Origin of the sequence: Corallococcus macrosporus DSM 14697 (genome assembly GCF_002305895.1) — a bacterium.
Classification (GTDB): Bacteria; Myxococcota; Myxococcia; order Myxococcales; family Myxococcaceae; genus Myxococcus; species Myxococcus macrosporus.
The window spans coordinates 6,224,752-6,250,978 of record NZ_CP022203.1; the positions used below are offsets into that span (position 1 = coordinate 6,224,752).

Sequence of the window (26,227 nt, forward strand, 5' to 3'; positions counted from 1 at the left end):
CTGGGGGCGAGAGGAACGCCGGAGGTTACCGGCCCGAGGGAACCGCGACAACGCCCTCGAAGACGAAGGCCACCGGTCCACGGAGGCGGATGTCGGACAGGTCGGCGGGGACGCGGATGCGCAAGTCACCCCCTGGCAGGGTGACGCGCAGCCAGGCATCCGCCGGGAGCCGCTTCGCCAGCACGGCGGCCACGGCGGAGGCGCAGGCCCCCGTCCCGCAGGCCTGCGTCAGCCCACAGCCCCGCTCCCAGACGACCACGGTGAGGCCGTCCGGGTCCACGCGGACGAACTCCACGTTGGTGCGGTCCGGGAAGGACGGGTGGTGCTCCAGCAGGGGCCCCAGGCGCGAGGCGTCCTCCAGCGGCTGGTCCAGGAGGACCAGGTGTGGATTGCCCATGCTCACCGCGGACGCGCGCAGGGGCGGATGGCCCGGCACCTCGGCGTCCAGGAAGGGCTGGCCCGTGGCGCCCGAGGGGAGATTGGGGGCGACCAGCCGGGCGGGGCCCATGGAGATGTCCACGGCCACCACGCCGCCCTCGCCGTAGGAGGGGTAGCAGGTGAGCACGCCCGCCCCCGTCTCCACGTCGATGTGGCCCGGCGTCTGGCCGGAGTCGTCCACCAGGAACTTCACCGCGCAGCGCAGGCCGTTGCCGCACATCTCCGCGATGCTGCCATCCGCGTTGTGCACGACCATGCGGGCGACGCCCCGCTCGGAGGGCAGCAGCGCCAGCACGCCGTCCCCGCCAATGCCCAGGCGCCGGTCGCACATCCACCGCGACGTGGCGGCGCCGATGTCCACGCCGGTGCCCCGCCGGTCCAGCACGACGAAGTCATTGCCCAGGCCCTGGTACTTGAAGATGCGCTCGCGAGCTTCCACGGGCGCAATCCTAGTCGCGAGCCGCTATTCGCGCTCGTCCGGCTTCATGGGGCGCTTCTGGGCCGGCAGGTCCAGCGCGGGCACGGCGCCTCGGGGACGCCGCGCCTGGGCCCTGGCGCCCTGCTCCGCCCCTTCCGGGGGGACCACCTCGTTCCGGACGGGGTCGGGCGCGTCCAGCAGGGCGAAGCCGTCCGCGCGGGACGCCGGCCGCTGTGCCGCGGCGAGCTCGGCCTCGCGGTCCGCGAGCTTCTGCTGGAGGTCTTCCACCAGGGACTGGAGGAGCTCCATCTCCGCGGCCATCTCCAACACGGCCTCGGGCTGGGAGGCGGTCTTGAGCGCCTCCACGGTGGCCAGGAGCCGGGTGCGCTCGGCCTCCACGGCGTCCAGGCGGGCCTGCTGCGTCTGGAGCTGGGCCTCGAGGCTCCGGAGCTGCTCGTCGAACTGGGCGCGCTCGGCCTGGAAGGACGCGAGCTGGCCGGCGGTGCTCCCGTCCTGCTGCTGGAGCTGCTGCGTGGCCGTTTCGAGCGCCTGGGCCAGGCGGGTGCGCTCGGCGCGTTCGGCGTCGAGGATTCGGACGGCGTCGGTGGACGCGGCCTCCAGGGCGGTGACGCGGCCTTCGAGGCGGACCCGGGCGGCGCGGGCGACCGACAGGTCGGACTGGAGGCGCGCGCGGTCGGAGTCTGCCTTGGCGAGGCGCTCCTGGGCGGACTGAAGCGAGGCGGCGCGCTCCGTGGCGGCGGTCAGGTCGGCGCGGAGGGCTTCGAGCTGTGACGTCAGCTCCGCCACGCTGGACTCGAGCGTGCGCTTGTCGGACTCGGCTCGCGAGACGGCGTCGGCGTGCTGGGCCGCGAGGCTGCGGGCCTCGGCCAGTTGCGCGGTGAACCGCGCGGTGTCTTCCGCGAGCCGGGCTTCGAGGGCGGCCTGCTGCGCTTCAAGCCGGGCGTTGAGGTCCGCGAGCTGGGTCTCCAGCTCGCCACGCCGGGCGTCGGCATGCGCGAGACGCGCTTCGAGTTCGGCCCGTTGGGCGTCGGCGCGGGCAGTGGCCTCGGAGAGCTGCTGCTCAACGTCGACACGCAGGGCGTCGGAACGCGAGGTGGCGTCCGCCAGACGCGCTTCGAGCTCGGCACGCTGGGCGTCGGCGCGGGCAGTGGCCTCCGAAAACTGCTGCTCCGCCTCGGCGCGCTGAGCCTCGGCGCGGGCAGTGGCCTCCGCGAGCTGGGCTTCCGCGTCCCGCAGCCGGGTCTCCCACTCGGAGCGCTGGGCCTCCAGCGCGGCACGGGCACGCGTCAGGCCATCGGCCGAGTCCGTGAGCTGGGCCTCCAGCGCGTTCGCCCTCGCCTGCTCCGTGGCGACGGCCTCCGCCGCCTGGGCCAGCTCGGCCCGCAGCGTCTCCAGCGCGGCGCGCTCCGCTTCGAGCGAGTTCTCCATCGCGGTGGCCTTGCCCGCGAAGCGCCGCGCCGTTTCGAGCTGCACCATGAGCAGCTCGGCGTTCTCCCGCTGAGCGGCGAGCCGGTCCTGCGCGTCCACCAACTCCGCATCGAGCCGGGCGATGTGGACGCCCCGCTCGTGCAGGGCCGACATGGCGTGTTGGAGCTGGGCCCCAAGCCGCAGGGTCTCCTGCCGCGCCGCGCCCAGGTGGGCCAGGTCCTGCTGGGCCGCGGCCAGGGCCGCCCGTTCGCGGTCTCGCTCCGCCAGCAGCGATTCAATCTCCCCCTGCTGCCGCTCCGCGCGAGCCAGCGCGCCGTCCAGCTCGCGCTCAAGCGCGGAGAGCCGCTCCTGGGATGAGGCTTCCTGCTGGGCCAGCGCCTCGCGGGCCTCGGTCAGCGCCTGGGCCTGCTGCTGTGCGGCTTCACTGACGCGGCCTGCCTCGGCCTCGCGCTCGGCGAGCTGAGCCCGCAGGTCGCCGAGCTGAGCCTCCAGCGCCTCGATGATTCCCGCCCGCTCGGCGAGCTGAGCCTCCGCGGCGCCCCGTGCCGTCTCCAGCTCCGTCGCACGCGCGGCCTCCGACGCCTGGGCCGCGCGAACCTCCGCGAGCTGGGCTTCCAATGCGGCGCGCTGCTCCTGCGCGGTGCTCTCGACCCAGGCCCGCTCCGACTCCAGCCGCGTCACGGAGTCCCGGAGCGCCTGCCCGCGGGCCTCGGCCTCGACGCGCTGGGTCTCCAGCGCGCGCTCCATTTCGGCCATGACGCGTTCGGCGGCGGCCAGGCGTTCCTGGCGGGCGTGGTCGCGTTCGGAGGTCTCCGTGCGCAGCGCTTCGAGCGCGGACTCCGCATCCGCTCGCGAACGCTGCTCCGCTTCGAGCATCCCGCGGACCTGCGCCAGCGAGGCTTCGGCCTCGGCGCGGCGCTGCTGCTCCGCCTCCATCGCCGAACGAGCTTGTCCGAGAGCAGCCCCCTCCGACTCAAGGGACTGCCGAGATTGCGCCAGGGCAGATTCCACCTGGGCACGCGACTGTTCCTCGGTGGCGAGTGCCGCCTGCGCCTCGGCCAGACGGGCCTCGACTTCGGCGCGGGCCTGCTGCTCCGCCGCGAGCGCCTCGCGCGACTGTGCCAGGCCGGATTGAGTCTCGACGCGAGCCTGCTGCTCCGCGCCCAGCGCCGCACGCGACTGCGCCAGCGTGGACTCGAGCTCGGCGCGGGCCTCCTGCTCCGCCGTGAGCGCCGCACGCGACTGCGCCAGCGTGGACTCGAGCTCAGCGCGGGCTTGCTGCTCCGCCGTGAGCGCCGCACGCGACTGCGCCAACGCGGACTCAGTCTCGATGCGAGCCTGCTGCGCGTCCGAGAGTCCGTCTCGGAAACGCGCAAGGGCGGCCTCGGCCTCCGCACGAGCCTGTTGTTCCGCGGTGAGCGCCGCATGCGAGCGCGCCAGGGCCGCCTCGGCTTCCGTCCGCGACTGCTGCTCGGCCGTGAGCGAGTCCCGGAACCGAGCCACGGAGGACTCAGCCTCAGCGCGGGCCTGTTGCTCCGCGGTGAGCGTCGCGCGCGTTTGAGCCAGGACCGACTCGAACTCGGAGGCACGCTGCTGTTCCGCGCCCAGCGCCTCGCGAGACTGCGCCAGCACGGCTTCCGTTTCAGCGCGCGCCTGCTGCTCCGCGGTCAGTGCCGCGCGGGCCTGCCCCAGGGACGTCTCAGCATCGGCCAGTGACTGCTGTTCCGCGCCAAGCGTCGCGCGAAGCTGCGCCAGCGCCGACTCCGCACCCAGGCGAGCCTGCTGCTCCGCCCCGAGCTGCTCCTGGACGCGAGCCAGCGCGGCCTCACCCTCGCTTCGGCCCAGCCGTTCCGCGTCCAGCTCCTGCCGCGCCTGGGCCAGCGCCTCGTCCGAGCGGGTCCGGGCATCGCGCTCCGATGCAAGCTCCCCCTGCGTCCGCGACAACGAACCTTCGAGCTGGGCACGCGCCTCACGCTCCGCATCGAGCGCGGTCCGGGCATCCTCATATGCGGCTTGCGCGCGGGCCCGTCCCTCACGCTCGGAGGCCGCCTCGGCCTCGAGCCGGGTGACGACCTCGTCCGCGCCAAAGGCACGCTCCCGCATCGCGGTGAGCTCGGCGGCAAGGCGCTCGCGCTCCTGCCCCTCCCGTTGGAGCTGGGACTGCGCATCCGCCAGCGCCGCTTCCCACCGCCCCCGCCGCTCCTCCTCGGCGGCCAGCGCCTCGCGCACCTGCGTCAGCGTCTGGCGGGCCTCGTCGAGCCCAGCCCGCGTCTCGACGAGCGTCGCCTCCGCGTCGCTCCGGCGCGCCTGCTCCGCCTCGAGCTGCGCACGCAACGCCCCCAGCGCCCGGGCCCGCCCCTCCTGCTCGGACTCCAGCGAAGCCCGGGTCTCCGCCAGCGCGCCCTCCAGCTCCGTGCGCCGGGCCTGCTCGGACTCCAGCGACGCCCGGGCCTCCGCCAGCGAGCCCTCCTGCTCCGTGCGCCGGGCCTGCTCGGACTCCAGCGAAGCACGGGCCTCCGCCAGCGCGCCCTCCAGCTCCGTGCGCCGGGCAAGCTCCGCGTCCAGCGCCTCACGGGTCCGCGCGAGCGAGTCCTCGGCCTCCGTCAGCCGCTGCGCCGCGCCCTCCAGCTTCCCGCGCGCCAGCCGCAGCGCCTCCTCCACCGCGGCCCGAGCCTCCCGCTCCGAATCCAGCTCCCCCCGAACGTGCCCGAGCTGCGCCTCCGACGCCTGCCACTCCTGATGCGCGGACTCCAGCTCCTCCCGGGCAGCCCGAAGCGAAGCCTCCAGCTCCGCCGAACGCTCGGTGGCCTCCCGCCCCGCGCGAGCGTGCGAAGACGCCTCCGCCTCCAGCTCCACCACGCGCCGGACCAGGGCCGCGCGCTCGTCCGCCAGCTCCTGCCGCCGGGCCTCGACCTCGCCCTTCGCGGAGACCTCGTCGAGGACCTGCTGCTCCAGCGCCGCCGCCCGGGCCCGCTCGTCCTCCAGCTCGCGCTCCAGCGACGTCAGCCGGGCCTGGAGCGCGGCCCGCTCCGACTCCAGCGCCTGCCCCAGCCGCTCCTCCGTCCGAGCCCGCTCCGACTCCAACGCCTCCAGCCGCTGCGAGGCCTCGTGAAGCGACTGCTCCCACTTCTGGGCCGTAGCCCGCGCGGAGGCCTCCGCCTGCGTCAGGGCCTCCACCTCCTGCCCCAACCACGCCTGCGACTCACGCGCGGCGACCAGCTCCGTCTCCAGGCCACGGACCTCCGCCTGAAGCGCCTCCAGCCGCGACTCCGCGTCCTTCCGAGCCCCTTCCGCAGTGGCCGTCCGCTGCCGGGCGTCCACCAGCTCCCGCGCCGTGCGAGCCAGCTCCGCGTCCTTCACGGAGACGGCCGTCCCCGCGTCCCGGGACGACGCCTCCGCCTTCGCCGCCTCGGCCTTCAGGTGCTCCACGGCCGCCAGGGCCGCCGAGTACTGCTCCGCGATGCGCAGCTCCCGCTCGCGCGCGGCCTCCGCGGCGCGGCGGCGGTCCTCGGACTGCTCCACGGCGCGCTCGGCCGCCAGCCGGTCCCGCTCACGCTCGATGCGCAGCGTGGACTGCTCCTCCTGGAGGTCCCGCACCTGCGTGTACGCCTGCGTCAGCCGCTCACGCGCCTCCTCTAGAGACGCCGCCGTCTCCTCCCGGCGAGCCCGCTCCAGCCGCAAGGCCTCCTGCGCCGCCAGCACCTGCACGCCCGCGTCCGCCTGGGCACGCTGCGCGGCCTCCACCTCCAGCCGCTGCGCCGCCAGCCGCCGGTCCGCGTCGGCCATCCGCTCCTGGGCCACCTGGAGCTCGAGCTCGCGCCGCCGCAGCTTCCCGGACAAGTCGTCCCGCTCGCGCTGCGCCTCCTGGCTGCCCCGCGCCTGCTCGAGCTGCGCGGTGAGCCGGGCCACCTCCTCCCGAGCCGCCTCCAAGGAGGGGCGCAGCGACGCCGCCTCCGCCTCCCGGTCCGTCAGCTCCGCGCGGAGCTTCGTCAGCGCCTCCTTCAGCCGGCCGCTGCGCTCCTCCCAGGACTTCGCGCGGGCCACCACCTCATCCAGCTTGCCGCGCGTGAAGGCCAGCGGCTCGGGAGGGAGCTGGACCCACGTGGGGTCCACCACGCGCGCGGCGTCCTGCCCCGCGACCACCAGGAAGTAGGCGGCCTCGCTGTGGTTCACCAGGGTGCCGTCCACCTGGAGCCCTTCCCCGCGCTCGAAGGCGAGCTGGTAGCCCAGCACCGGGGACTGGGTGGCCACCTCCACCTTCGCGAAGTGGGCCGACAGCGCGTCGAGAAGCTGACCGTAGGTGGGCGGCACGCCCTCCTCGGCCTCCAGGAGTTGGGGCAGCGCGAGCCCCGCGACGTTGCGCAGGCCGCCCACGAGGAAGCCCTGCTTCGCCACCAGCCGCGCCAGCTCCGCCAGCAGCTCCGGGGCCTTCACGTACGGCGCCAGGTCCGCGACGAGCACCACGTCGAAGCTGCCCGACTCGAAGTCGTCGTAGACGTTGGCCCGGAAGCGCAGGGCGGGACCGCCGTGCGCCTTCTGCGCGGCCTCCACCGCCGCTACATCCCTGTCGCACGACACGACCGCGCGCGCGCCTCGCTCCACGAGGAAGCGCGCGCTCTCGCCCCCGGTGGAGGCCACGGCATCCACTTCCAGGACCCGGCGACGGGCGAAGAGGCTCTCCGCGAAAATGTAGCGGGGCAGCAGTTCGCTAGGCCCCAAGCGGCGGAATGTGTGGTGCATCGGTGTGTACGGGAGTGGGAGTATACCCCCGGGCAGGCGCGCCCCAAGTTAAGCGCCGGGGCCGGAAATGGGCCTCGCGCTCGCACGTCAGGAGGGCAGGCGACATGAACGGAACGGCACAACAGGGATTCGGTTATCGGGCGCGGCGTACCTTCACGCGGCTGCTCGTCTTCACGCTCATCCTGGGCCTGGGGGGCGTCGTCGTCTTCCTGCTGTCCCAGCTCAACGCGCGCACCTTCACGCTGGCCCTCCAGGACGGGCAGCTCGTGGTGATGAAGGGCCGCAACGCCCCCATGGGCGCCCTCCCCTACCGGACCGGGGACCCGCGGCTGGCGGACGCCTACGCGCCCATCGCCGTCGAGGGCCAGGACGTCTCCTCCCTCCTGACGCGCAAGTTCACCGACCGGGACGAGCTGGACCAGGCCCTGTTCCCCGTCCTGGAGTCCCTGGCCCGGCCGCGCATCGCGTCGGACGAGCCGGCCCGGGTGGACCAGGGCCTCTACTACCTGCGGCGCGCGGAGAAGCTCTCCGGCATCACCGAGGAGCAGCGCCTGACGCTCCAGAAGCACATGGTGGACGTGGCCTACTACCAGGCCCGGCAGAAGCTGGAGGACGCGCGCCGGCTGGTCAGCGAGGCCCTCACCCAGCTCAAGCTGGCCGCTGAGAGCCAGAGCCGCAACGCGCGCAGCGCCAACCAGATGCTGTCCGCCGTGGCCCCGCCGGCCCGGGATTTGGAAGACGCCCTGCGGCGCGCCGTGCACTCCCTCAGCGGCCCCCAGGCGGCCCCGCAGGCGCCGCCCCAGGCCGCGCCGCAGCCCGCCCCCTCCTCCCCGCCCCCGGCCCCCGAGCCGCAGCCGCAGACCACCGGAGAGGCCCTGGACGAGGCCCCCCAGGCCCCCACTGGGACGGATGCGGGCGGTGTGGTTCCAACCCCTCCGTAGGGCCTTTTCTGACCGCCCACGGTGGATTCCAGGGGGCCCACACTCCACGTCCCTGGGGGCGGTCACGCATTGTTCACCGAAGGACTGCGAGATCGCCTCGGAGATCGATCATAGATTGCATGGGCCGTGCCGGACCAAGCACTAGATCTCGCGTTGACACCATGGATACCCCCCCATAGCTTGTGGCTGGTCGATGGCGCCCCACCAGCCGATGTGGCTGGGAGCTGGGGCAGAGGAGGGATTGTGGGTTTCTTGCTTACAACATCGGTCTGGCCCATAAATCCCCCCAGATTCACCGTCGATTCCAGCCGCTAGTCCCGTCCCGCCGGAACGGGACCTACCTGAACAATTTTCCAGTAACGTGGTGGGGGAGTCCGCTTCCCTGGACAGGCCTCGTGTCTGCCCGAAGCGCCCTGCTTTTGTCTGGAGTGAGCCGCTCGTGAACTTCGATACGCCCGTGAAGCCCGCCGCCAACATGACCGTCCCGCCCGTCTCCTCCGGCCCGTCCACGCCGGCGACGACGACAGCGCCGGCCAGCACCGCTGCCTCGGCCGCGGTGGCTTCCGAGCCCACGGCGGGCGACTTCGGCGCGACCTCCATGCGCGTGCGCAAGCGCAACGGCGGCACGGAGACGGTGGACCTCAACAAGATTGTCCGCGCGGTGGGCCGCTCCTGCCAGGGGCTGCCCCGCGTGGACGCCATGCGCGTGGCCACCAAGACGATCTCCGGCCTGTATGACGGCGCCACCACGCGCGAGCTGGACAGCCTCTCCATCCAGACGGCCGCCGCCCTCATCGTGGAGGAGCCCGAGTACGGCCGCCTCTCCGCGCGCCTGCTGGCCACCTTCATCCAGAAGGAGGTCAGCAACCAGGACATCCACTCCTTCAGCCAGTCCGTCGCCGCGGGCCACAAGCACGGCCTCATCGCGGACCGCCTGCTCCAGTTCGTCCAGGCCAACGCGCGCAAGCTGAACGCGGCCATCGACCCGTCGCGCAACGACCTCTTCGAGTACTTCGGCCTGCGCACCGTCTACGACCGGTACCTGCTGAAGAACCCGCAGACGCGCGAGGTGCTGGAGACGCCGCAGGAGTTCTTCCTCCGCGTGGCCAGCGCGCTCAGCGGCGACAACGTGAACGAGGCCATCGAGCTGTACCGGCTGTTCAGCTCGCTGGAGTACCTGCCCAGCTCCCCCACCCTGTTCAACTCGGGGACGCGCCACGAGCAGCTCTCCAGCTGCTTCCTGCTGGACTCGCCCGCGGACGAGCTGGACGCCATCTACAAGAAGTACTCGGACATCGCGATGCTGTCGAAGTTCTCTGGCGGCATCGGCGTGGCGTACCACCGGGTGCGCGCGCGCGGCTCGCTCATCAAGTCCACCAACGGGCACTCCAACGGCATCGTCCCCTGGCTGAAGACGCTGGACGCCTCCGTGGCGGCGGTGAACCAGGGTGGCAAGCGCAAGGGCGCGTGCTGCGTGTACCTGGAGACGTGGCACGCGGACATCGAGGACTTCCTGGAGCTGCGTGAGAACACCGGCGACGACGCGCGCCGCACGCACAACCTGAACCTGGCCAACTGGGTGCCGGACCTCTTCATGAAGCGCGTGGAGGCGGACGGCGACTGGAGCCTGTTCGACCCGAAGGCCGTCCCCCACTTCACGGACCTGTACGGTGACGCCTTCGAGCGGGCCTACGCGAAGGCCGAGGCGGACGGCCTGGCCATGCGCAAGGTGAAGGCGCGTGACCTCTACGCCCGGATGATGAAGAGCCTGGCGCAGACGGGCAACGGCTGGATGACCTTCAAGGACATCAGCAACCGCAAGAGCAACCAGACGGGCAAGGACGGCAACGTCATCCACCTGTCCAACCTGTGCACCGAAATCCTGGAGGTGACGAGCCAGGGTGAGACGGCGGTGTGCAACCTGGGCTCGCTGAACCTGAGCCGGATGCTGGTGGACGGGAAGTTCGACTTCGAGCGGCTGCGCGCCAACGCCCAGCTCGCGATGCGGCAGCTCGACCGCGTCATCGACCTGAACTACTACCCCATCCCCGCGGCGGCCTCGTCCAACAAGCGCTGGCGCCCGGTGGGCCTGGGCCTGATGGGCCTCCAGGACGTCTTCTTCCAGCTCAAGCTGGCCTTCGACTCCGCGGAGGCGCGCGCGCTGTCCAAGAAGATCTCGGAGGAGATCTACTTCGCGGCGCTGACCACCTCCTGCGAGCTGGCCGAGCAGTACGGCGCGCACGCGTCCTTCCCGGAGACGCGGGCGGCCCGGGGCGAGCTCCAGTTCGACCACTGGGGCGTGGTGCCCGAGGACACGGCGCGCTGGGACGCGCTGCGCCAGCGCATCATGAAGCACGGCCTGCGCAACTCGCTGATGATCGCCATTGCCCCCACGGCGACGATTGCGTCCATCGTGGGCTGCTACGAGTGCATCGAGCCGCAGGTGTCCAACCTGTTCAAGCGCGAGACGCTGTCGGGTGACTTCCTCCAGGTGAACCGCTACCTGGTGCGCGACCTCCAGGCGCTGGGGCTGTGGAACGAGAACACCCGCAACCGCATCAAGATGGCGGAGGGCAGCGTGCAGGACCTCACGGAGCTGCCGGAGCACCTGCGCGCGGTGTACCGCACGGCGTGGGAGCTGCCGATGCGCTCGCTGCTGGACATGGGCGCGGACCGCGGGGCGTTCATCGACCAGAGCCAGTCGCTGAACCTCTTCGTGGAGACGCCGAACATCGGGAAGCTGTCCTCGATGTACTTCTACGCGTGGCAGAAGGGCCTGAAGACTACCTACTACCTGCGCTCGCGTCCGGCGACGCGGATTGCCAAGGCGACGGTGGGTGCGGGTGGCGGCGCCAGCGTGGCGCAGGCGGCCCCTGCCCCGGTGGCGAAGGCGACCGAGGCCGAGGCGGTGGCCTGCTCGCTGGAGAACCCCGAGGCGTGCGAGGCCTGCCAGTAGGTCTGGGACGTTGACGGTTTCGCCGTAGGAAGAACGACTGAGACACCGCGCCGCAGCGCGAGGAGCACGGAAGCAATGCTGTTGAACCCTGGGCTGAATCTCACGCTGCGCCCGATGGCGTATCCGCAGTTCTTCGAGATGTACCGGAACGCCATCAAGAACACCTGGACCGTGGAGGAGGTGGACTTCTCCACGGACCTGGTGGACCTGCGCTCGAAGATGACGGACGCGGAGCGGCACCTCATCCACCGGCTGGTGGCGTTCTTCGCGACGGGCGACAGCATCGTCGGCAACAACCTGGTGCTGAACCTCTACAAGCACCTGAACGCGCCCGAGGCGCGGATGTACCTGTCGCGCCAGCTCTATGAAGAGGCGCTGCACGTCCAGTTCTACCTGACGCTGCTGGACACGTACGTGCCGGACCCGGCGGAGCGGGCGAAGGCCTTCGCGGCCATCGACAACATCCCCTCCATCCAGCGCAAGGCGCGGTTCTGCATGAAGTGGATGGACAGCATCCAGGGCCTGGACACGCTGCAGACAAAGGCGCACCGGCGGCAGTTCCTGCTGAACCTCATCTGCTTCGCGGGCTGCATTGAAGGCCTCTTCTTCTTCGCGGCCTTCGCCTACGTGTACTTCCTGCGCAGCAAGGGCCTGTTGAACGGCCTGGCGGCGGGCACCAACTGGGTGTTCCGGGACGAGAGCGCGCATATGGCCTTCGCCTTCGAGTCCATCCAGGTGGCGCGCAAGGAGGAGCCGGACCTCTTCGACGCGCAGATGGAGCGCGACGTGGTGGCCATGCTCCGCGAGGCCGTGGACTGCGAGACGCAGTTCGCCCAGGACCTCCTGAGCGGCGGCGTCATGGGCCTGTCCGTGCAGGACATGCGAGGCTACCTGGAGTACGTGGCGGACCAGCGGCTCCAGATGCTGGGCATGTCGCCCGTGTTCGGCACGAAGAACCCGCTGCACTTCATGGACCTGCAGGACGTGCAGGAGCTCACGAACTTCTTCGAGCGCCGCGTGTCGTCGTACCAGGTGGCCGTGGGTGTGGGTGCGGCGACCGACGTGGTTCTCGACGCGGCGTTCTGAGCGGCAGCGTCACTCTTCGTGGACTAAAAGGCCCACAGACTCGGCACGACTTCTCACACCAAATCCACAATTGCCCAAATCCCAAAGGAAACCCCATGGAACGGTGCTTTGTCATACAGCCATTCGATCGAGGCAAGTTCGACAAGCGATATGGGGATACCTATGAGCCTGCCATTAAAGCTTCTGGGCTACTCCCCTACCGAGTCGACCGCGACCCCTATGTCACAATCCCCATAGAAGAAATTGAAAAGAACATCCGGGAGAGCCGGGTCTGCCTTGCCGACATAACAACCGACAATCCAAATGTCTGGTACGAAGTAGGATTCGCAATAGCATCACGAAAAGACGTCGTCCTGATCTGCTCCTCGGAAAGGGAAGGCAAGTTCCCGTTCGACATCCAGCACCGCTTAGTCCTGAAATACGGCACGGACTCCGCAAGCGACTGGACGCAACTAAAAGAATCAATCACAGATCGACTACGCGCCATCCTAACGCTTCAAGCCAAAACCGAAACCATCGCAGAAATGTCTCCAGTCCGTACAACCGAAGGACTGACTCCACACGAAATCGCGGCACTGGTCGTCGTAGCCGAATCGTGCCTGATGCTCGACGCCAGTATTTCTGATTGGCGTTTCAAGCAAGGAATGAACAACGCGGGGTTCACAGATTTAGCAGCCAGCGTAAGTCTAAGATGCTTAGACCGAAAGCAGCTTGTCACCTGCAAAAGAGATGAGGATGAAAACGGAGCCCCCTTCATCCGAATTTCTTTGACCAAAGCAGGGGAATCTGGGTGTGGCTCCCATACTGATCATGCTGCGCGCCGTACCTCGGCCCTCTGCGGCGCAAGCGTGAGGTTCATGGCCGCGTCCCACCGTTCCGAGAGCACCAGGGCGCGCAAGTCCAGGATGTGCTGGCCGGACGCCTCCCTCCAGCGGGCGCCAGGGCGCTTCATGCGCAGGGAGACGAGAGACTTGCAGGTAGCCTCCACGTTGCCGCTGCCAATGGGAAGTCCCCGTGCGCGCGCCTCGGCATAGTGCATTCGCTCGCCGTGGTTCTCCAGGTAGGTGAGGGCCTCGTGCACCGGTTTGCCGTCACCGAGGACGACATGCCGCTTGCCGCTGGCGTGCAACGCCATGGCAATGGCCCACGCCGCCCCGGGCGTGTTGAGCAGGGACAGCTTCCATTTCTCACGCAGCGCGGAGGCCGTCTCTTCTCCAGCCACCACGCGAGCCGCAGCCCCGAGCTTCTCCATCAGGTGCCAGAAGTCCACCAGACGCACCGGCTTCTTGGCCGCCGGGGCATGGGTGGCCAGCGCCTCGTCCAGCAAGGCGTGCAACTCAGGGGCACCGTCGGTGAGGACGGCGACGTACAGGCCGCGCCGCCTGGAAACCAGGGCCTGGACGTCGCGGGCCAGGCGTTCTGCCACCTCTCGGGCCTCGCCCCGTGGCATCCGTCCGTAGCGGATGGTGCCCAGGGCTTCGCCGTGGGCATCATGGAAGGTGAGGCAGGCGGCGTAGGCCATGCGCCAGACGACGTCCACCGGGCGCGTGGGGGCGCCCTTGCGAGGGCGGCCCACCGGCCGCTTCTTCGGCTCCTCCATCGGCACGGCCACCCTGTCCATGCTGACGCTCACGCCGCGGGTGCCTCGGGGCACTCGCATCTCCTGGGCCAGCACCACCTCCACCCGAGACCGCTGGCCGCCGTACAGCGCTCCCACCTCATGCCCCACCCGCTCGAACGAGGCTCGGCAGTAGGGCAGCACGCCCATCTGGCGCGCCGTCGCTTCCGCCTCTCTCGAGGTCCCCCGGGCCAGCAGGTACGCCATGGGCACTGCCGCCTCGGGCATCCACCCATCGGCCACGCACCCAGCGCGCAGGCTGACGGTGTCCACCGTGGGCCCGTTTCTCACCCCTACCTGTCGATAGAGGCTTCGCTCTACTTCGACAGGCCCTTGCCGCGTCTTGTACGTCGCCGTGTACCGGCCGACCCGGGAGTGGAGCTGGCCTGCGAGTTGGAGACGGGGGGCGTCGACGTCGTAGCCTTGAAGCAACCTCCGCTTCGCATCGCACTGCAACGCCGCGGCCGCCTCATCAATGGCCTTCAACGCGCCTTCCGGGTCCACTTCCCCGAAGCTTTTCCCCGCCGCGCCCTCCTGCCGCAGCTTCGCCTCCATGACTTTGAGCAACTTCGCGACTTCCTCGGGTACCTCAAGCATCACCTTCGACACGCGCACACCTCCGTCGAGATAACCCACCCGAAGGCTCGCACCTTGCCGATGAACAGGCTCGCGACCGCTCGATGGCTTGTTAGCTCACCCAGCGCTCAGGATCGGATCCAGACCCGGGAATCTTGGCTCATCGACAATCAGTCCAAATTCGACATGAAACTCACCCGCCCCCCCAACACCCACTCGGCGGACGACGAGATTCCCTTCTAATTCGAGCAGCAATAGGCTTAAACCAAGGATCGTGATTCTCGAACGGCTCCCCCCTCTCTGCCAACGTGAGTGAGACAGTTCGTACCCGGCAGTTTAGTGTGCAGGGCGACCCAGGCAGGGACGATGAGCGCAGTGATGGAAGAGGCTCGGGTCAGGGAGACCGAGGTGGTGGAGAAGGCCAGGCGCCGAGGTTTCACGGCGGAGTACAAGCTGCGGGTGCTGGCGGAGGCAGAGCGCTGCACGAAGCCCGGTGAAGTCGGAGCGCTGCTGCGCCGGGAAGGACTGTACTCGTCGCTGCTGAGCGCGTGGCGGCGCCAGCGCGATGCCGGAGAGCTGTCGGCCAACAGCCCGAAGAAGCGCGGCCCGCCGGCGAAGGTGCCCGACACGAGCGCCCGGCGCGTGGCCGAGCTGGAGAAGCAGCTGGCCCAGGCCCAGGTGCGCCTCAAGCGCGCCGAGGCGCTGCTGGACCTCCAAAAAAAAGTTTCGGAAATCCTGGGCGTGGAACTGCCCAAGCCCGACGAGGAGCCCTGATGGCCGTGGCGCTGGAGGCCGTCGACGCCCTGGGCGTGGCGCCGGTGTGCAAGGCCCTGGGCCTGCCGCGCGCCACCTTCTACCGGCAGGCCCAGCCCCGACACGGGCCGGTGCACAGGCCCAGCCCACCCAGGGCTCTCCCGCCGGAGCAACGGGCCGAGGTGCTCTCGGTGCTGCACGAGCCGAGATTCGTGGATGCCGCGCCCGCGGAAGTCTACGCGCAGCTCCTCGATGAGGGCCGCTACCTGTGCTCGGAGCGCACCATGTACCGGGTGCTCGCTGAGAATCAGCAGGTGCGCGAGCGCCGCGACCAGCTGCGCCACCCCAACCACCCGGCGCCCCAGTTGCACGCGACGAAGCCCAATGAACTCTGGAGCTGGGACATAACGAAGCTGCACGGCCCGTCGAAGTGGACGTACTTCTACCTCTACGTCGTCCTGGACGTCTTCAGCCGCTACGTCGTCGGGTGGATGGTGGCCCACCGCGAGTCGGCCACCCTGGCCAAGAAGCTGTTGGCGGCAACCTGCGAGCGCCAGGGCGTGGCGCCCGGCCAGTTGACGATTCACGCCGACCGAGGCTCCTCCATGACGTCCAAGCCGGTGGCCTTGCTGATGGCCGACCTGGGTGTGACGAAGACGCACTCGCGGCCCTACGTCTCCAACGACAACCCCTTCAGCGAGGCCCACTTCAAGACGATGAAGTACCAGCCCGACTTTCCCGAAGGCTTCGGCTGCCTCCAGGACGCTCGCGGCCACTGCGGTGACTTCTTCGGCTGGTACAACAACGAGCACCACCACGGTGGCCTCGGCCTGCTGACGCCCTATGACGTGCACCACGGCCTGGCTGCCGAGCGTCTCGCGGCCCGGCGCGCGGTGCTCGCCGCGGCCTACGCCGCTCACCCCGAGCGCTTCCCTCGCGGTGCACCCACGCCGAAGGCCCCGCCCACCATCGTCTGGATAAACGACCCCGCTCGGCGCTCCTCCTCACTGGAGGCTGCTCAGTAATTTCTCGAACTCACTGTCTCACTTGCGTTGACAGGTTCCGCGGGCCGCGAGCGCTCGGGGCCCCTCCGCCACCGCACCGAGTGGGAGCGCGCCGAACAGCTGCCGCGCCCCAAGCTGCCGCGCTCACCTGGCCATCGAGCGCCAGCCGCGGGCGGCGTCCCCCAGGCGCGTCCAGTCGCTCGTCCGCCGTCGCACCTCGTCCGCCCTCAGGCCGCACAGGGTCCACAGCGCCAGCGCGAAGGCAATCGCCTCCCCGCTGAAGTGCTTACGTGGAGAGACGGACGGCGGCACCACGCGCATCACCGCGCCACAGGGATGGCAGCGGTAGCGGCGACAGAGCACCTCCCGGCATTCCGGCGCCCCGTCCGGAGTCGGCGGGTTGCGCTGCTGGCGCTCGACGAGCCCATGCCCATGGAGGCCCAGCCCACCGCCTTCGTAGGCCCCGCGCCCACACGCCACGCAGCGCTTCGGCCGGCCCTCGTCCACCGAGGGCGGCCAGTTCTTGACGTCGCCCTCGAAACGGACGACTCCTCGGGTGTCCCGGTTCTCTTTCCGCAGGGTTCCCGGGGCCCGCGTGGAGGGTGTTCCCGCACCCTCTGCGCACCTTTCTCCCCGTCCTCCTGACCGCCTGCTACCTCATCGGGCGTGGCGCTCCAGTTTCTCGCTGACGATGGGCGAGCGGCGTGACCCCATCACGCAGCCGGCTCGAACTCGGGCCGCGAGCCCTCATCCAGGGTGCTCGTCAACAGGATCCGAGCGCATTGAGGCGTACGACCACCACAACTGAGTCATGGGTTGTCAGAAGAGGGAATGAGCGGCGGAGGCCTAGGCGGGCAGGCCCTAGTTGCATCGGCCGAGACCCGCCCCACTCATGAAGCAGGGATGGACTGCTTCATGAACGCCGCTGCGGTGCAGCCACTTGAAAGATGCTTTCAGCAAATCGGCGAGGAGGGCCAGCGAAGAGCGTTCGCCCTCAACGCGCTGGGCCTGATGGGAAGGAAGCGCGCAAAATCATGGAGCCCACCGCAACCCAGGCAAGTCCAGACCTAAAGCGGCTGAACTGAGCGCATTTGTGCAGAGGGAACGTCATGATGAAACCAGACTGGAGGTGGGTCGCGCCGCGACTCGCTTCGCTCTACCACCGAGGTCTTCTAGTCCCCTTCATCGGCGCGGGATTGTCACGCCCAGCGTGCCCAGGCTGGGGGGGGTTAATCACGCGACTGGAAGCCGCCGCAGCCACCGGCGCGGGCACCGGGGAAGACCCCCTTTCCCTCATCCGTCGCGCGAACAAGACGGTCCTCGCGCTCCGCCATCGCGGACAGGGCGCGCTCGAGAAAGCCGTCCGCGAGGCGCTCACCACGACTCCCGTGACGATCCCGGAGAGCGCCACATGCCTTGCGGACATCTGGTGGCCGCTAGTCATCACCACCAACTACGACAACCTCTATCCCTCCAGCGTTTCCTCAAGGTGGAAGATTCGACCGCTCGTGCTCGGACGATCCCCCATGCATTGCTTCCAGGTGGGCCGTGTCCTGCGTGAGCCCCTTGCCCCAGCGCTTTGGGCCATCCAGGGATATCTGGACACGCCGTGCGATGAACATTTCGATTTCCAAAACCAGTTGGCATCGGAGCTGGTCGTGGGCCACGAGGAGTACCGTCGGGTGACGCATCGGGAGCCGCATTTCCGGCGCGCCTTCGCAGAGATATACCGTAACAGGAGCCTGTTGTTCGTAGGCTCAGGGCTGCAGGATCAGTATCTCCTCGATCTCTTCTCCGAGATCCGCGAGTTTTATGGTCCTAACGGTCACTTGCACTTCGCATTCGCCCCCGAGGGCGAATTGGACGTGGACTTTCTCCTGCGCGAATTTCAGGTTGCCGTTGTCGAGTATTCAGTGCCCAGCAATAATCCGACGGACCACTCGAATCGCCATCGGCATCTGCGAGAACTCAAGCATGCCATCGATGTTGCTCCATCGCCCAGCCGCTGGGATTACCAAGTCGCCCGTCCATCCAGAGACAGCGTCGCATGTTTCTCGGTAGAGCACTGAGCCGTCCCCTCATTCGAATCAAATGAAGCCGAATGCCTCGCGGAAGACGGCCTGCTCGCGGATGAGTTCGGCGAATTTCTCCATGAGGGGGCGGAGCCACTCCTCTCGCATGTTGGCGAGGGCGCCGTAGTAGATGATGCCTTGCCGAAAGAGAGAGTACTCGCGCGTCTTACGGGTGTCGGCGCGGAACTTCCTGTCGAGCCCCGTCGCTTCGCCCGCAGCGCCGAGCAGCGTCAGCAGTGCCATGGCGAAGGCGGACAGCAGCAACAGTCTGTCGCGGCGCTCACAGGTGCCGATAGCGATGGCGGACAGGCCCATGCCGAAGCGCAAGTCCTTGATGTCCCGGTGCGTCTCCTCGCAGGTGAAGCGACGTCCGTAGGCCTTCACCAACTCGGTGGCAGTGGCTTCCTTGCTGCTGGCCGCCAGAAACCAGGCCTCTTTCATTCCCTTCTGGTGCACGCAGACGACGGCACCCACGCCGAAACGGGCCTGGGTGACGCGCGCTCCGCGCAGCAACTTCGGACGGCCCGTCGGGGGCACCCACTCCTTCGCCTTGTGCACCTCCCCTCCGGCACTTTCGACGTGCACGACGCCACGAAAGCGAATGACGTAGCCGAAGCTGAGTCTGTCCAGCAATTCATACAGGGCGACGTCTCCGAATCCTCGGTCCGCGAGCACCGTCACCTCCACGTCGGAGGGCAGCACCTGGTGCAACCGCTCCAGCAACGCGTCCTCATGGGCATTGCGCTGCCCGGCCAACTCGCTCTTGGGCACCGTCTTCCACAGCAACGGCGTGGCGCGGCCGTGGCGGGTGACAAGCTGGATGGCGACCGTGGTGTGGTCGTCCGACTCGAAGTCCGTCCGTATCCGCTGCACGAGCCCCGTCTGGAGGGGATGAGCCGGAGCGCGCAAGGTGGCGCGCATGGCGAATGCGGAGCTGTGGAAGAAGCGAGTGGAGGAGTGGCGCACCAGTGGGCTGAGCGCGGAGGAGTACTGCCGTGGGAAGGAGTTCACGCCCAGCCCGCTGTACCGGTGGTCGAGTCGGCTGGCGAAGGCGGGGCGTGGAGAAGCGGAGGCGGCGGTGCCGCTGGTGAGGCTGGTTACTTCCCCGGCCCGCGAGGAAGCCGCACCTGGTGCAGGACTCGTCGTCATTGAGGCGCACGGGGCGCGGGTGCTGGTGCCCGCGGGGGCGGACGTGGCGACGGTAGGCGTGGCGCTGGCGGCGCTGGGTACGGCGAGCCGGGGCGGGCCGCGATGATTCCGCACGGCGTCGAAATCTTCCTGGGCCTGGAGCCGATTGACTTGCGCTGGGGCTTCGAGCGGCTGTCTGGGTTGGTGGAGGAGAGGCTGGGACGCAAGCCTCGCAGCGGCGCCCTCTTCGTCTTCTTCGGCAAGCGGCGCACGGCGCTGAAGGTACTCTTCTACGACGGCACGGGGCTGTGCCTCTTCTACAAGCGGCTGGACACCGGCTGCTTCCAGGTGCCGCGAGGGTTGGAGGAAGGCGCTACCAGCCTGGCGGTGGAGGAGCACGTGCTGGAGGAGTTGCTGGACGGGCTGCGCGTGGAGGCGCCCAGGCGGGGCCCTCGCCCACATTGAGAGGAGCCAGGCGCACCACCGCGCGGGGGCACCAGGTGGGTGTCGACAGCGCGGTGGTGAGTGGTTACAAGGCCGCGGTGTCCACGCACGAGTCTCCCATTTCCGCGCAGGCGCGCATCGCCGAGCTCGAGGCGCTGTTGAGCGCCGAGAGGCAGCGCGCCGCGCAGTTGGAGAGGGAGCGGGACGTGCTGAAAGCCTCGCACGAGAGGCTGCGGCTGGAGTTGGAGTTACTCAAGCGCCGCCTCTTCATGGCCAAGGCGGAGCGGGTGGACACCCAGCAGTTGGAGTTGGAATTCGCCCAGAAGCTGCGCGCCCTGGAAGAGGTGGCCGGCACACTGGGCATGGCCTCGGCGGAGGCGTCAGGCGGCGCGGGGGCGAAGCAGAAGTCCAAGCCCAAGGGCCGGCGGGACTTGAAGAGTCTGCCGCTGGAAGAGAGGCGGGTGGTGATTGCGGACCCTCTCTTCGACGAGCTGGTGGCCCAGGGGAAGGCGGAGAAAATCGGCTTCGAGGAGAGCTGCAAGCTGGCCTGGCAGCGCGGCGGTATGCGGCGCCTCGTCATCGCCCGGGTGAAGTACCGCACGGTGGGGGCCGACGGGGAGGCCACGCTGGCCTCGGCCATGGCGCCCAAGGAAGTCTTCTTCCGCTGCCTGGCGGCGCCCTCGCTGCTGGCCCACCTGGCCACCGAGAAGTACTGCGACGGGCTGCCGTTGTTCCGCATGGAGAAGCGCCTGGCCCGCGACGGCGTGGCGGTGGACAGGGGGACGATGGCGCGGTGGCTGGAGGACATGGGCGCCACCCTGGGCACCACCGTGGTGGCCGCCATGCGCGAGGAGGCGCTGGCCACCGCCTTCTGCATCGCCACCGACGCCACGGGCGTGGCGGTGCAGCCGGCCCCCGCCGAGGGGCCTCGCCAGGCGTGCCGACGCGGCCACTACTTCGTCCAGGTAGTCGACAGGGACGCCGTCTTCTTCGAGTACACGCCGAAGGAGACGAGCGCCGCGGTGCTGGAGCTCTTCAAGGGCTTCAAGGGCTACGTGCAGGCCGACGCCAAGAGCGTCTACAACGCCCTCTTCCGTCCCGCCGAGGACGCGCCCGCTGACGGCGAGGAGGGGGTGTGTCAGGAGGTGGCGTGCTGGGCGCACTGCCGCCGGGGCTTCTGGGAGGCGGCGACGGCCAAGGACGTCATCGCCAGGGAGGGGCTGGCGCGCATCAGTCGCCTCTTCCAGTTGGAAGCGACATGGAGGGACAAGCCCCCGGAGGAGATTCACCGGCTGAGGCATGCCCACCTGCGTGCGCACGTGGACGCCTTCTTCGTCTGGGCCCAGGAGGAGTACGAGAAGGTGCGGGAGCAGCGCGGCCTCTTGCGCCGGGCCCTCGGCTACGCCGTGCGCCAGCGCGAGGCGCTGCGCTGCTTCCTCGACGACGGACGGCTGCTGCTTGAGAACAACCGCTCCGAGAGAGAATTGAGAAGGATTGCCGTCGGACGCAAGGCCTGGCTCTTCGTCGGGAGCGATGACCATGCCGAGCGCGCCGGCCACCTCTTCACCCTCATCGCCACCGCGCGACTGCACGGACTCGAGCCCGAGACCTACCTGCGCGACATCCTGCGCGTGCTGGCCCACTGGCCCCACCAGCGCTACCTCGAGCTCGCTCCCAAGTACTGGGCCGCTACGCGCGCTCGCCTCCTCCCCTCCGAACTCGACGCCGAGGTGGGCGAACTCACCGTCCCGGCGCCGGTTGCGGCCTCGCCCGAAGAGCAGTCGTCGCCGCGCTGAAAGCGTCCCATTCACGCCGCCAGCATGCGGCGTCCGTCCGGCCTACGGAAGACGGGGCTCGTGCAGCGCATACGTCCGTCCAGTCAATGGTGACTGTCACCGCTTTGCGCTCGGCCACCACGAAGGGCACCCACTGCGCGAACAGTCGCCACACGTCGACGCCAGAGTTGGACAGCAGTCGGTCCACCTGCTTGATGGCGTGCTTGCCTTCCAACCCCCGCGCCTGGGAGAGCGCCAGTCCGATGGCCCTCACCGAGAGGCTGGCGGCGTGCACGGCGCCCAAGGTGGCATTGGACAGCGACAGCACACGCTTGGCATGGGTGTCCGGGCCGACGGCTTCCTCAATGAACCGATGCACCTCGGCGTGCGTTATGGATTTCGACATGCTCCGCACGATGCAGGACAACCTCTGGCGCCGAAAAGCGCGCGCCTCACTGCCGCTTCCCGCGCTGCTCCGGCACCAGCCAACCGCTGGGGACGGCCCTTGACGCTCGGCTCAAATGAGGGGACGACTCAGGGTAGAGCAGTCACCCCTGCCCAATAGTCTGGAGGCACGGGGCTGCTTGGCGGTGAGCGCTGGTGGTGAGTTGAGTCACGGGCTCCTGTATCTCAGCCCTACCATCCAGGCACTCGTTGCCAGCTACGCGCCCGATGGCACCTACAGAAGGTTGCCGGGGCGGCATGTAGCCCGCTACCATCCGCGTCCGTTTAACGCGGTGAGGAAAAGCAGAGCAGAATCAGAGAGATAGGTGCAGCCGAGCAGGCAGGGCCCGTCGAAACGGAGGGACGAGGACCATTCTCCCGGCATGAAGAATACTCCGAGAGCGAAGGTGGCTGAGGGACTCCGGGCACTGGTGTCGGCCGAGGACATTCTGGAGGCGGCGCGGCGGTTGGGTGCGTTGCAGCGCCAGCGCAAGGTGGACCTGGTGGCGCTGGTGGAGTCCACCGTGGCCGCGGTGACGCCGCTGCCCGGCACGCAGACAACGGCCTTCGCCAACTACATCGCGCTCACCGGACAGAAGCTGTCACCCAGCGCCTTCTTCGAGCGCTTCAACCACGCCTTTGGGCTGTTGATGTGTGAGGTGGCCGGCCGGGCCGTGCAGGCCGTGCGCGAGGCCATCGGCGAGGACAAGCCCTTCAATGAACTGGGAGCCTTGCTGGAAGAATTCTCAGACGTGCAGGTGGCCGACTCCACCTGCCAACTGCTGCGGCGACTGGCGGCTGACTGGGCCCCCTCCACCAGCCAGGCACGGCCAGCGTCCTTCAAATGGCACGCGCTGGTATCGCTGCGAGACGAGTTGCCGGTGGCGGACGGAGTGACGCCCCAGCGCACCCAGGACACGCGCGCATTGCCCGAAGAGGCGCTGGCGCCCGGCACGCTCACCTTCATGGACTTGGGGTACACAGACACCGGCCGCTTCCTTGATGCGATTGAGGCCGGAGCCCATTTCCTGGTGCGGCTGAAGGCCCAGCATGACCCGAAGGTGCTGCGGGTGCACGTGGGCAAGGGCGAGCGCGTGCGGGCCCGGGGCATGCGCCTGACGGATGCGCTACTGCAGGGCGTGCTGCGTGAGGAGGGCGGCGTCATCGACGTGGACGTGCAACTGGAGAAGCAGGGGCGCACGGCCTCGGCGCGGGTGGTGGCCGTGCAAGGGCCAGAGGGTGAGCGGCGCTGGTATCTGACGACGGTAGGCCGCGACGTGTTGACAGCCCTGGAGGTGGCCGAGGCCTACCGTCTGCGCTGGAGGGTGGAACTTCTCTTCAAAGCCCTCAAATCCGGTGTGGGACTGACGGCGCTGCGCGCCACGCGGCCTGGCGCGGTGCTCTCGTTGGTGTACGCCAAGGTGATTGCCCTGGCCCTCTCGCGCCTGCTGGAACTGTCGATGCAGCAGAAGGCAGGCGAGTCGGGTCAGCAGCATGCGACGGGGCGGCTCGCGCTGGTGCTGGCGTTGACCCGCTGCGCCCCACTGCTGCTGTCGCATGCGATGATGAGCCGGGGCGTAACCCTGGAGCAATTGGAGGAGCGCATCCTCCTCATCGCGGAGGTGACCGCTCGTTCACGCCAGCAGCGCCGCGAGCGTGAACGACGCAAGCGGGAGGCTTCCCTCGGGAGCGGCCGCTAAACCGGAAGCGGATGAGCCCGCTACAGCGGCCGTCCCATCTTCGCCGTCGTTGCGCGGGAAGGAAGACCTTCCGCCAGGAAACTCGCGATTGATGGGGAGCGCACCCTGGCAGCGGTGTACTGGGCGACGCGGGAACTCTTGGTTCACGTACAGCAAGCCGGATTCACCACATTGCATGCCCAGTTGTTCGCCAGCGGCCCGGACTTGCATGGCAACGATGCGCTACCGCCCTTCCGACCAGTTCACGCACTGGCCGAAATGGCCAGCGCATTTGGCGACTCTGTGCGCGCCACAAGGTCGGCAGGCGACCTCCGCATGGTAGTTCATGTAGTAGACCCAAGCGTCTATGCCGAGTTGCGCAGGGGACGCTTCTACCTGCCCGAGTTCCTAGGCTGCGAGGACTTGCGCATCTGGGTTTCCATTGAGATGGAGGGTGGACCGCCTAGTTACCACCACCTCCATATCCCGGCGTTTGAGTTCTCGGGATCCCATCCCTCCACGACGGGGTCGCCCGTCCGCATCAAGGACGTTGCTCAGCTGTTCCACGGTCGTGTCCCTATAAGTGTGTAGATGGTGATGAGGGACGAGCGGGAAAGAGGGAAGCTCCTCGGTGAAACCAACCGAGACGGTCTCCCCCTGGCAGGGGAGCCGAGGAGTTCCCTGACGTGGACGATACCGAGTTCGAATCCCCCGCGCACGAAGAGGTGCAGGCCGACCTGCGGGCGCTGTTTCGAGGCGCCATTCGGATGACGCTGGAGGCGCTGCTGGAGGAAGAGGTCCGGGAGTTGGTGGGGGCTGGCCGGTGGCAGCGGATGGTGGGCCGGGCGGACGTGCGCAACGGCAGCTACCTGCGCACGTTGGTGACGACGGCGGGGGCCGTGGACGTGGCGGTGCCGCGCACCCGGCACAGCGGCAGCGCGGGGGACGTGCTGGGCTGTCGTAGCTCGGCGTAACAGGTCCTCCGGAGTTCGGCGAACCCGGTCGGGGTGAGTTCGGCCAAACCGGTCCGCACCGGTTCGGCCAAACCGGTCCCCCGGGCCTCGTGCCGACAGGCCACGCTGGCTTCCCAAGGAAAGGGAAGTGGCGTGAGTAACCGGAGAGTGGAGATGGACCGGCTGCAGGAATTGGTGCGGTTGCACCGCCTGGGCACACCCGCGCGGCAAGTGGCCCGGGTGCTGCGAATGGGCGTGGACGTGGAGCGCAACTACCGCCGCGTGCTGGAGGCGGCGGGGCTGCTGCGGGGCGATGTGCAGGTGCTGCCCGAACTCGAGGTGCTCAAGGCCGCGGTGCTGGTGGCGCGGCCCGCGGCCCCGCCAGCGCCTCAGCAGACGTCCAGCCTGGAGGCGCACCGAGCCCAAGTGGAATCGTGGGTGGCCAAAGGCCTGCAGCCGCAGGCCATCTTCACCCGGCTGCAGATGGAGGCAGGGGTGCCGGTAGGCAGCCTCTCGGCCGTCAAACGCCTGGTGGGCAGCGTGCGTCGGGCGCAGGGCGTGAGTGAAGAGGACGTCGCCATCCCCGTGGAGACGGCCCCGGGCGAGGTGGCGCAGGTGGACTTCGGTGAAGTGGGCCGGCTGTACGACGCGGACACGGGGACGCTGCGGCGCGCCTGGGTGTTCGTCATGGTGCTCGGCTACAGCCGCCACCTCTTCGCCACGCTGGTGTTCGACCAGCGCGTGGAGACGTGGCTGCGCTGCCACGAGGCCGCCTTCGCGTACTTCGGCGGGGTGCCCCGCTGCGTGGTGCCCGACAACCTCAAGGCGGCGGTGGTACGCGCGGCCTTCGGGGTGGACGGGGAGAGGGCCCTGCAACGCAGCTACCGCGCGCTGGCGCGTCACTACGGCTTCATCGTCGACCCGGCCCCACCTCGCGCCCCCGAGAAGAAGGGCAAGGTGGAGGCGGGCGTGCGCTATGTGAAGGGCAACTTCTTCGCCGGGCGGGCCGGGGAGGACGCGCGCGAGTGCGAGGCCGCCCTGCAGCGCTGGCTGCGGGACGTGGCGTCGGTGCGCGTGCACGGCACGACGGGGCGCCAGCCGCGCCTCCTCTTCCAGCAGGCCGAGGCCGCGGCGCTGCGTGCGCTGCCGGCGGCCGCGTGGGCGCCCGAGGTGTGGCACGAGGCCCGCGTGCACAGAGACGCCCACGTCATGTACGGCCGACGGCTGTACTCGGTGCCCTGGCGCCTCATCGGCCAGCGCGTCTGGCTGTGCGTCACCGCCCACGACGTGCGCGTGTACGCCCAGGACGAGCGCGTGGCCACCCACCCGCTGCGCGGCGAGGGCCACCGCAGCACCGTGGAGGCCCACCTGCCCGAGGCGCGCGCGGCCCTGCGCCACCGCAGTCGCGGCCACTGGGAGGCGCGGGCGGCCCGGCTGGGCCCTCACACCGAGGCGTACGTGCGCGCCGTCTTCGACGCCGATGACGTCCTCAGCCAGCTGCGCTGCGTGCAGGCCATGGTGGTGCACCTGGAGGGCTTCCCGCGAGAGCGGGCCGATGCCGCGTGCCGCCGGGCGCTGCACTTCGGCAACCTGCGCTACCAGGGCCTCAAGGACATCCTGCGCCGAGGCCTGGACTTGCAGCCGTTGCCCCAGGACGGGCACCTGGCCATCGCCACGCCCGCCGCCACTGCTGCGCCGCCGGCTCCCCGCTACGCGCGCGACGTGCGCACGCTGCTGCGTTAGCGCCCCCCTC

The 26,227-nt window shown here is 69.3% G+C and carries 14 protein-coding genes and 3 pseudogenes; 11 read left to right on the top strand and 6 right to left on the bottom strand.

What is annotated here, in order from left to right:
• Positions 1-25 precede the first annotated feature (25 nt).
• Both dapF and MYMAC_RS24820 read right to left on the bottom strand, forming a co-directional pair.
• The gene (gene dapF, locus MYMAC_RS24815) at positions 26-877 is read right to left on the bottom strand and encodes a diaminopimelate epimerase (protein ID WP_013941598.1); all 852 of its coding nucleotides are present in this window, start codon (positions 875-877) and stop codon (positions 26-28) included.
• 24 nt (positions 878-901) lie between these two features.
• The gene (locus MYMAC_RS24820) at positions 902-7,045 is read right to left on the bottom strand and encodes a methyltransferase domain-containing protein (protein ID WP_095959889.1); all 6,144 of its coding nucleotides are present in this window, start codon (positions 7,043-7,045) and stop codon (positions 902-904) included.
• Between the two features lie 104 nt (positions 7,046-7,149).
• Here MYMAC_RS24820 and MYMAC_RS24825 point away from each other — a divergent pair, with 104 nt between their 5' ends.
• The 3 genes from MYMAC_RS24825 to MYMAC_RS24835 all read left to right on the top strand — a co-directional run bounded on the left by MYMAC_RS24825 (position 7,150) and on the right by MYMAC_RS24835 (position 12,028).
• Complete coding sequence (locus MYMAC_RS24825; RefSeq protein WP_239988995.1) at positions 7,150-7,986, top strand: IF-2 protein; 837 nt, start codon at positions 7,150-7,152, stop codon at positions 7,984-7,986.
• Positions 7,987-8,425: 439 nt separating this feature from the next.
• A complete protein-coding gene (locus MYMAC_RS24830) occupies positions 8,426-10,942 on the top strand; it encodes a ribonucleoside-diphosphate reductase subunit alpha (protein WP_095959891.1) in 2,517 nt (838 codons plus the stop codon).
• A gap of 75 nt (positions 10,943-11,017) precedes the next feature.
• On the top strand, positions 11,018-12,028 hold the full coding sequence (locus MYMAC_RS24835; protein WP_095959892.1) for a ribonucleotide-diphosphate reductase subunit beta: 1,011 nt from the start codon (positions 11,018-11,020) through the stop codon (positions 12,026-12,028).
• A gap of 808 nt (positions 12,029-12,836) precedes the next feature.
• Here the strand turns inward: MYMAC_RS24835 and MYMAC_RS24840 are convergent.
• Positions 12,837-14,255, bottom strand: a complete 1,419-nt coding sequence (locus tag MYMAC_RS24840; protein ID WP_095957122.1) for an ISKra4-like element ISMfu2 family transposase — start codon at positions 14,253-14,255, stop codon at positions 12,837-12,839.
• A 308-nt stretch (positions 14,256-14,563) separates the two neighbouring features.
• Between MYMAC_RS24840 and MYMAC_RS24845 the strand changes: the two are divergent.
• Positions 14,564-16,000: pseudogene (locus MYMAC_RS24845) on the top strand (IS3 family transposase).
• A gap of 123 nt (positions 16,001-16,123) precedes the next feature.
• Here MYMAC_RS24845 and MYMAC_RS24850 read toward each other — a convergent pair.
• Positions 16,124-16,486: a hypothetical protein gene (locus MYMAC_RS24850; protein ID WP_239988996.1), complete on the bottom strand. Its 363-nt coding sequence runs from the start codon at positions 16,484-16,486 to the stop codon at positions 16,124-16,126.
• Between the two features lie 602 nt (positions 16,487-17,088).
• On the opposite strand from MYMAC_RS24850, the gene MYMAC_RS24855 reads away from it, so the two are divergent.
• Positions 17,089-18,048: an SIR2 family NAD-dependent protein deacylase gene (locus MYMAC_RS24855; RefSeq protein WP_095959894.1), complete on the top strand. Its 960-nt coding sequence runs from the start codon at positions 17,089-17,091 to the stop codon at positions 18,046-18,048.
• 18 nt (positions 18,049-18,066) lie between these two features.
• On the opposite strand, the pseudogene MYMAC_RS24860 reads toward MYMAC_RS24855, so the two are convergent.
• Positions 18,067-18,909 (bottom strand): annotated as a pseudogene (locus MYMAC_RS24860) (IS4 family transposase); the annotation flags it as partial.
• 61 nt (positions 18,910-18,970) lie between these two features.
• Between MYMAC_RS24860 and tnpA the strand changes: the two are divergent.
• From tnpA to tnpC, 3 genes are read left to right on the top strand one after another with little or no spacing between them, the layout of a single operon-like run.
• Positions 18,971-19,306 carry an IS66 family insertion sequence element accessory protein TnpA gene (gene tnpA / locus MYMAC_RS24865; RefSeq protein WP_095961422.1) on the top strand — a complete coding sequence of 112 codons (336 nt, stop codon included), beginning with the start codon at positions 18,971-18,973 and terminating at the stop codon, positions 19,304-19,306.
• Complete coding sequence (gene tnpB, locus MYMAC_RS24870; protein WP_013938504.1) at positions 19,303-19,644, top strand: IS66 family insertion sequence element accessory protein TnpB; 342 nt, start codon at positions 19,303-19,305, stop codon at positions 19,642-19,644. The genes tnpA and tnpB overlap by 4 nt, the downstream gene beginning before the upstream one ends.
• Before the next feature lie 35 nt (positions 19,645-19,679).
• Positions 19,680-21,419 carry an IS66 family transposase gene (tnpC, locus tag MYMAC_RS24875; protein ID WP_239988997.1) on the top strand — a complete coding sequence of 580 codons (1,740 nt, stop codon included), beginning with the start codon at positions 19,680-19,682 and terminating at the stop codon, positions 21,417-21,419.
• Here the strand turns inward: tnpC and MYMAC_RS36965 are convergent.
• Positions 21,364-21,804: a hypothetical protein gene (locus MYMAC_RS36965; RefSeq protein ID WP_157757544.1), complete on the bottom strand. Its 441-nt coding sequence runs from the start codon at positions 21,802-21,804 to the stop codon at positions 21,364-21,366. The two genes, tnpC and MYMAC_RS36965, sit on opposite strands and share 56 nt — an antisense overlap.
• A gap of 445 nt (positions 21,805-22,249) precedes the next feature.
• Here MYMAC_RS36965 and MYMAC_RS24885 point away from each other — a divergent pair, with 445 nt between their 5' ends.
• From MYMAC_RS24885 to istA, 3 genes and pseudogenes are all read left to right on the top strand, one after another.
• The gene (locus tag MYMAC_RS24885) at positions 22,250-23,542 is read left to right on the top strand and encodes an IS4 family transposase (protein WP_157757440.1); all 1,293 of its coding nucleotides are present in this window, start codon (positions 22,250-22,252) and stop codon (positions 23,540-23,542) included.
• Positions 23,543-24,207: 665 nt separating this feature from the next.
• A pseudogene (locus MYMAC_RS24890) lies at positions 24,208-24,477 on the top strand (transposase); the annotation flags it as partial.
• Positions 24,478-24,627: 150 nt separating this feature from the next.
• Complete coding sequence (gene istA / locus MYMAC_RS38420; RefSeq protein WP_275663011.1) at positions 24,628-26,217, top strand: IS21 family transposase; 1,590 nt, start codon at positions 24,628-24,630, stop codon at positions 26,215-26,217.
• Positions 26,218-26,227 lie beyond the last annotated feature (10 nt).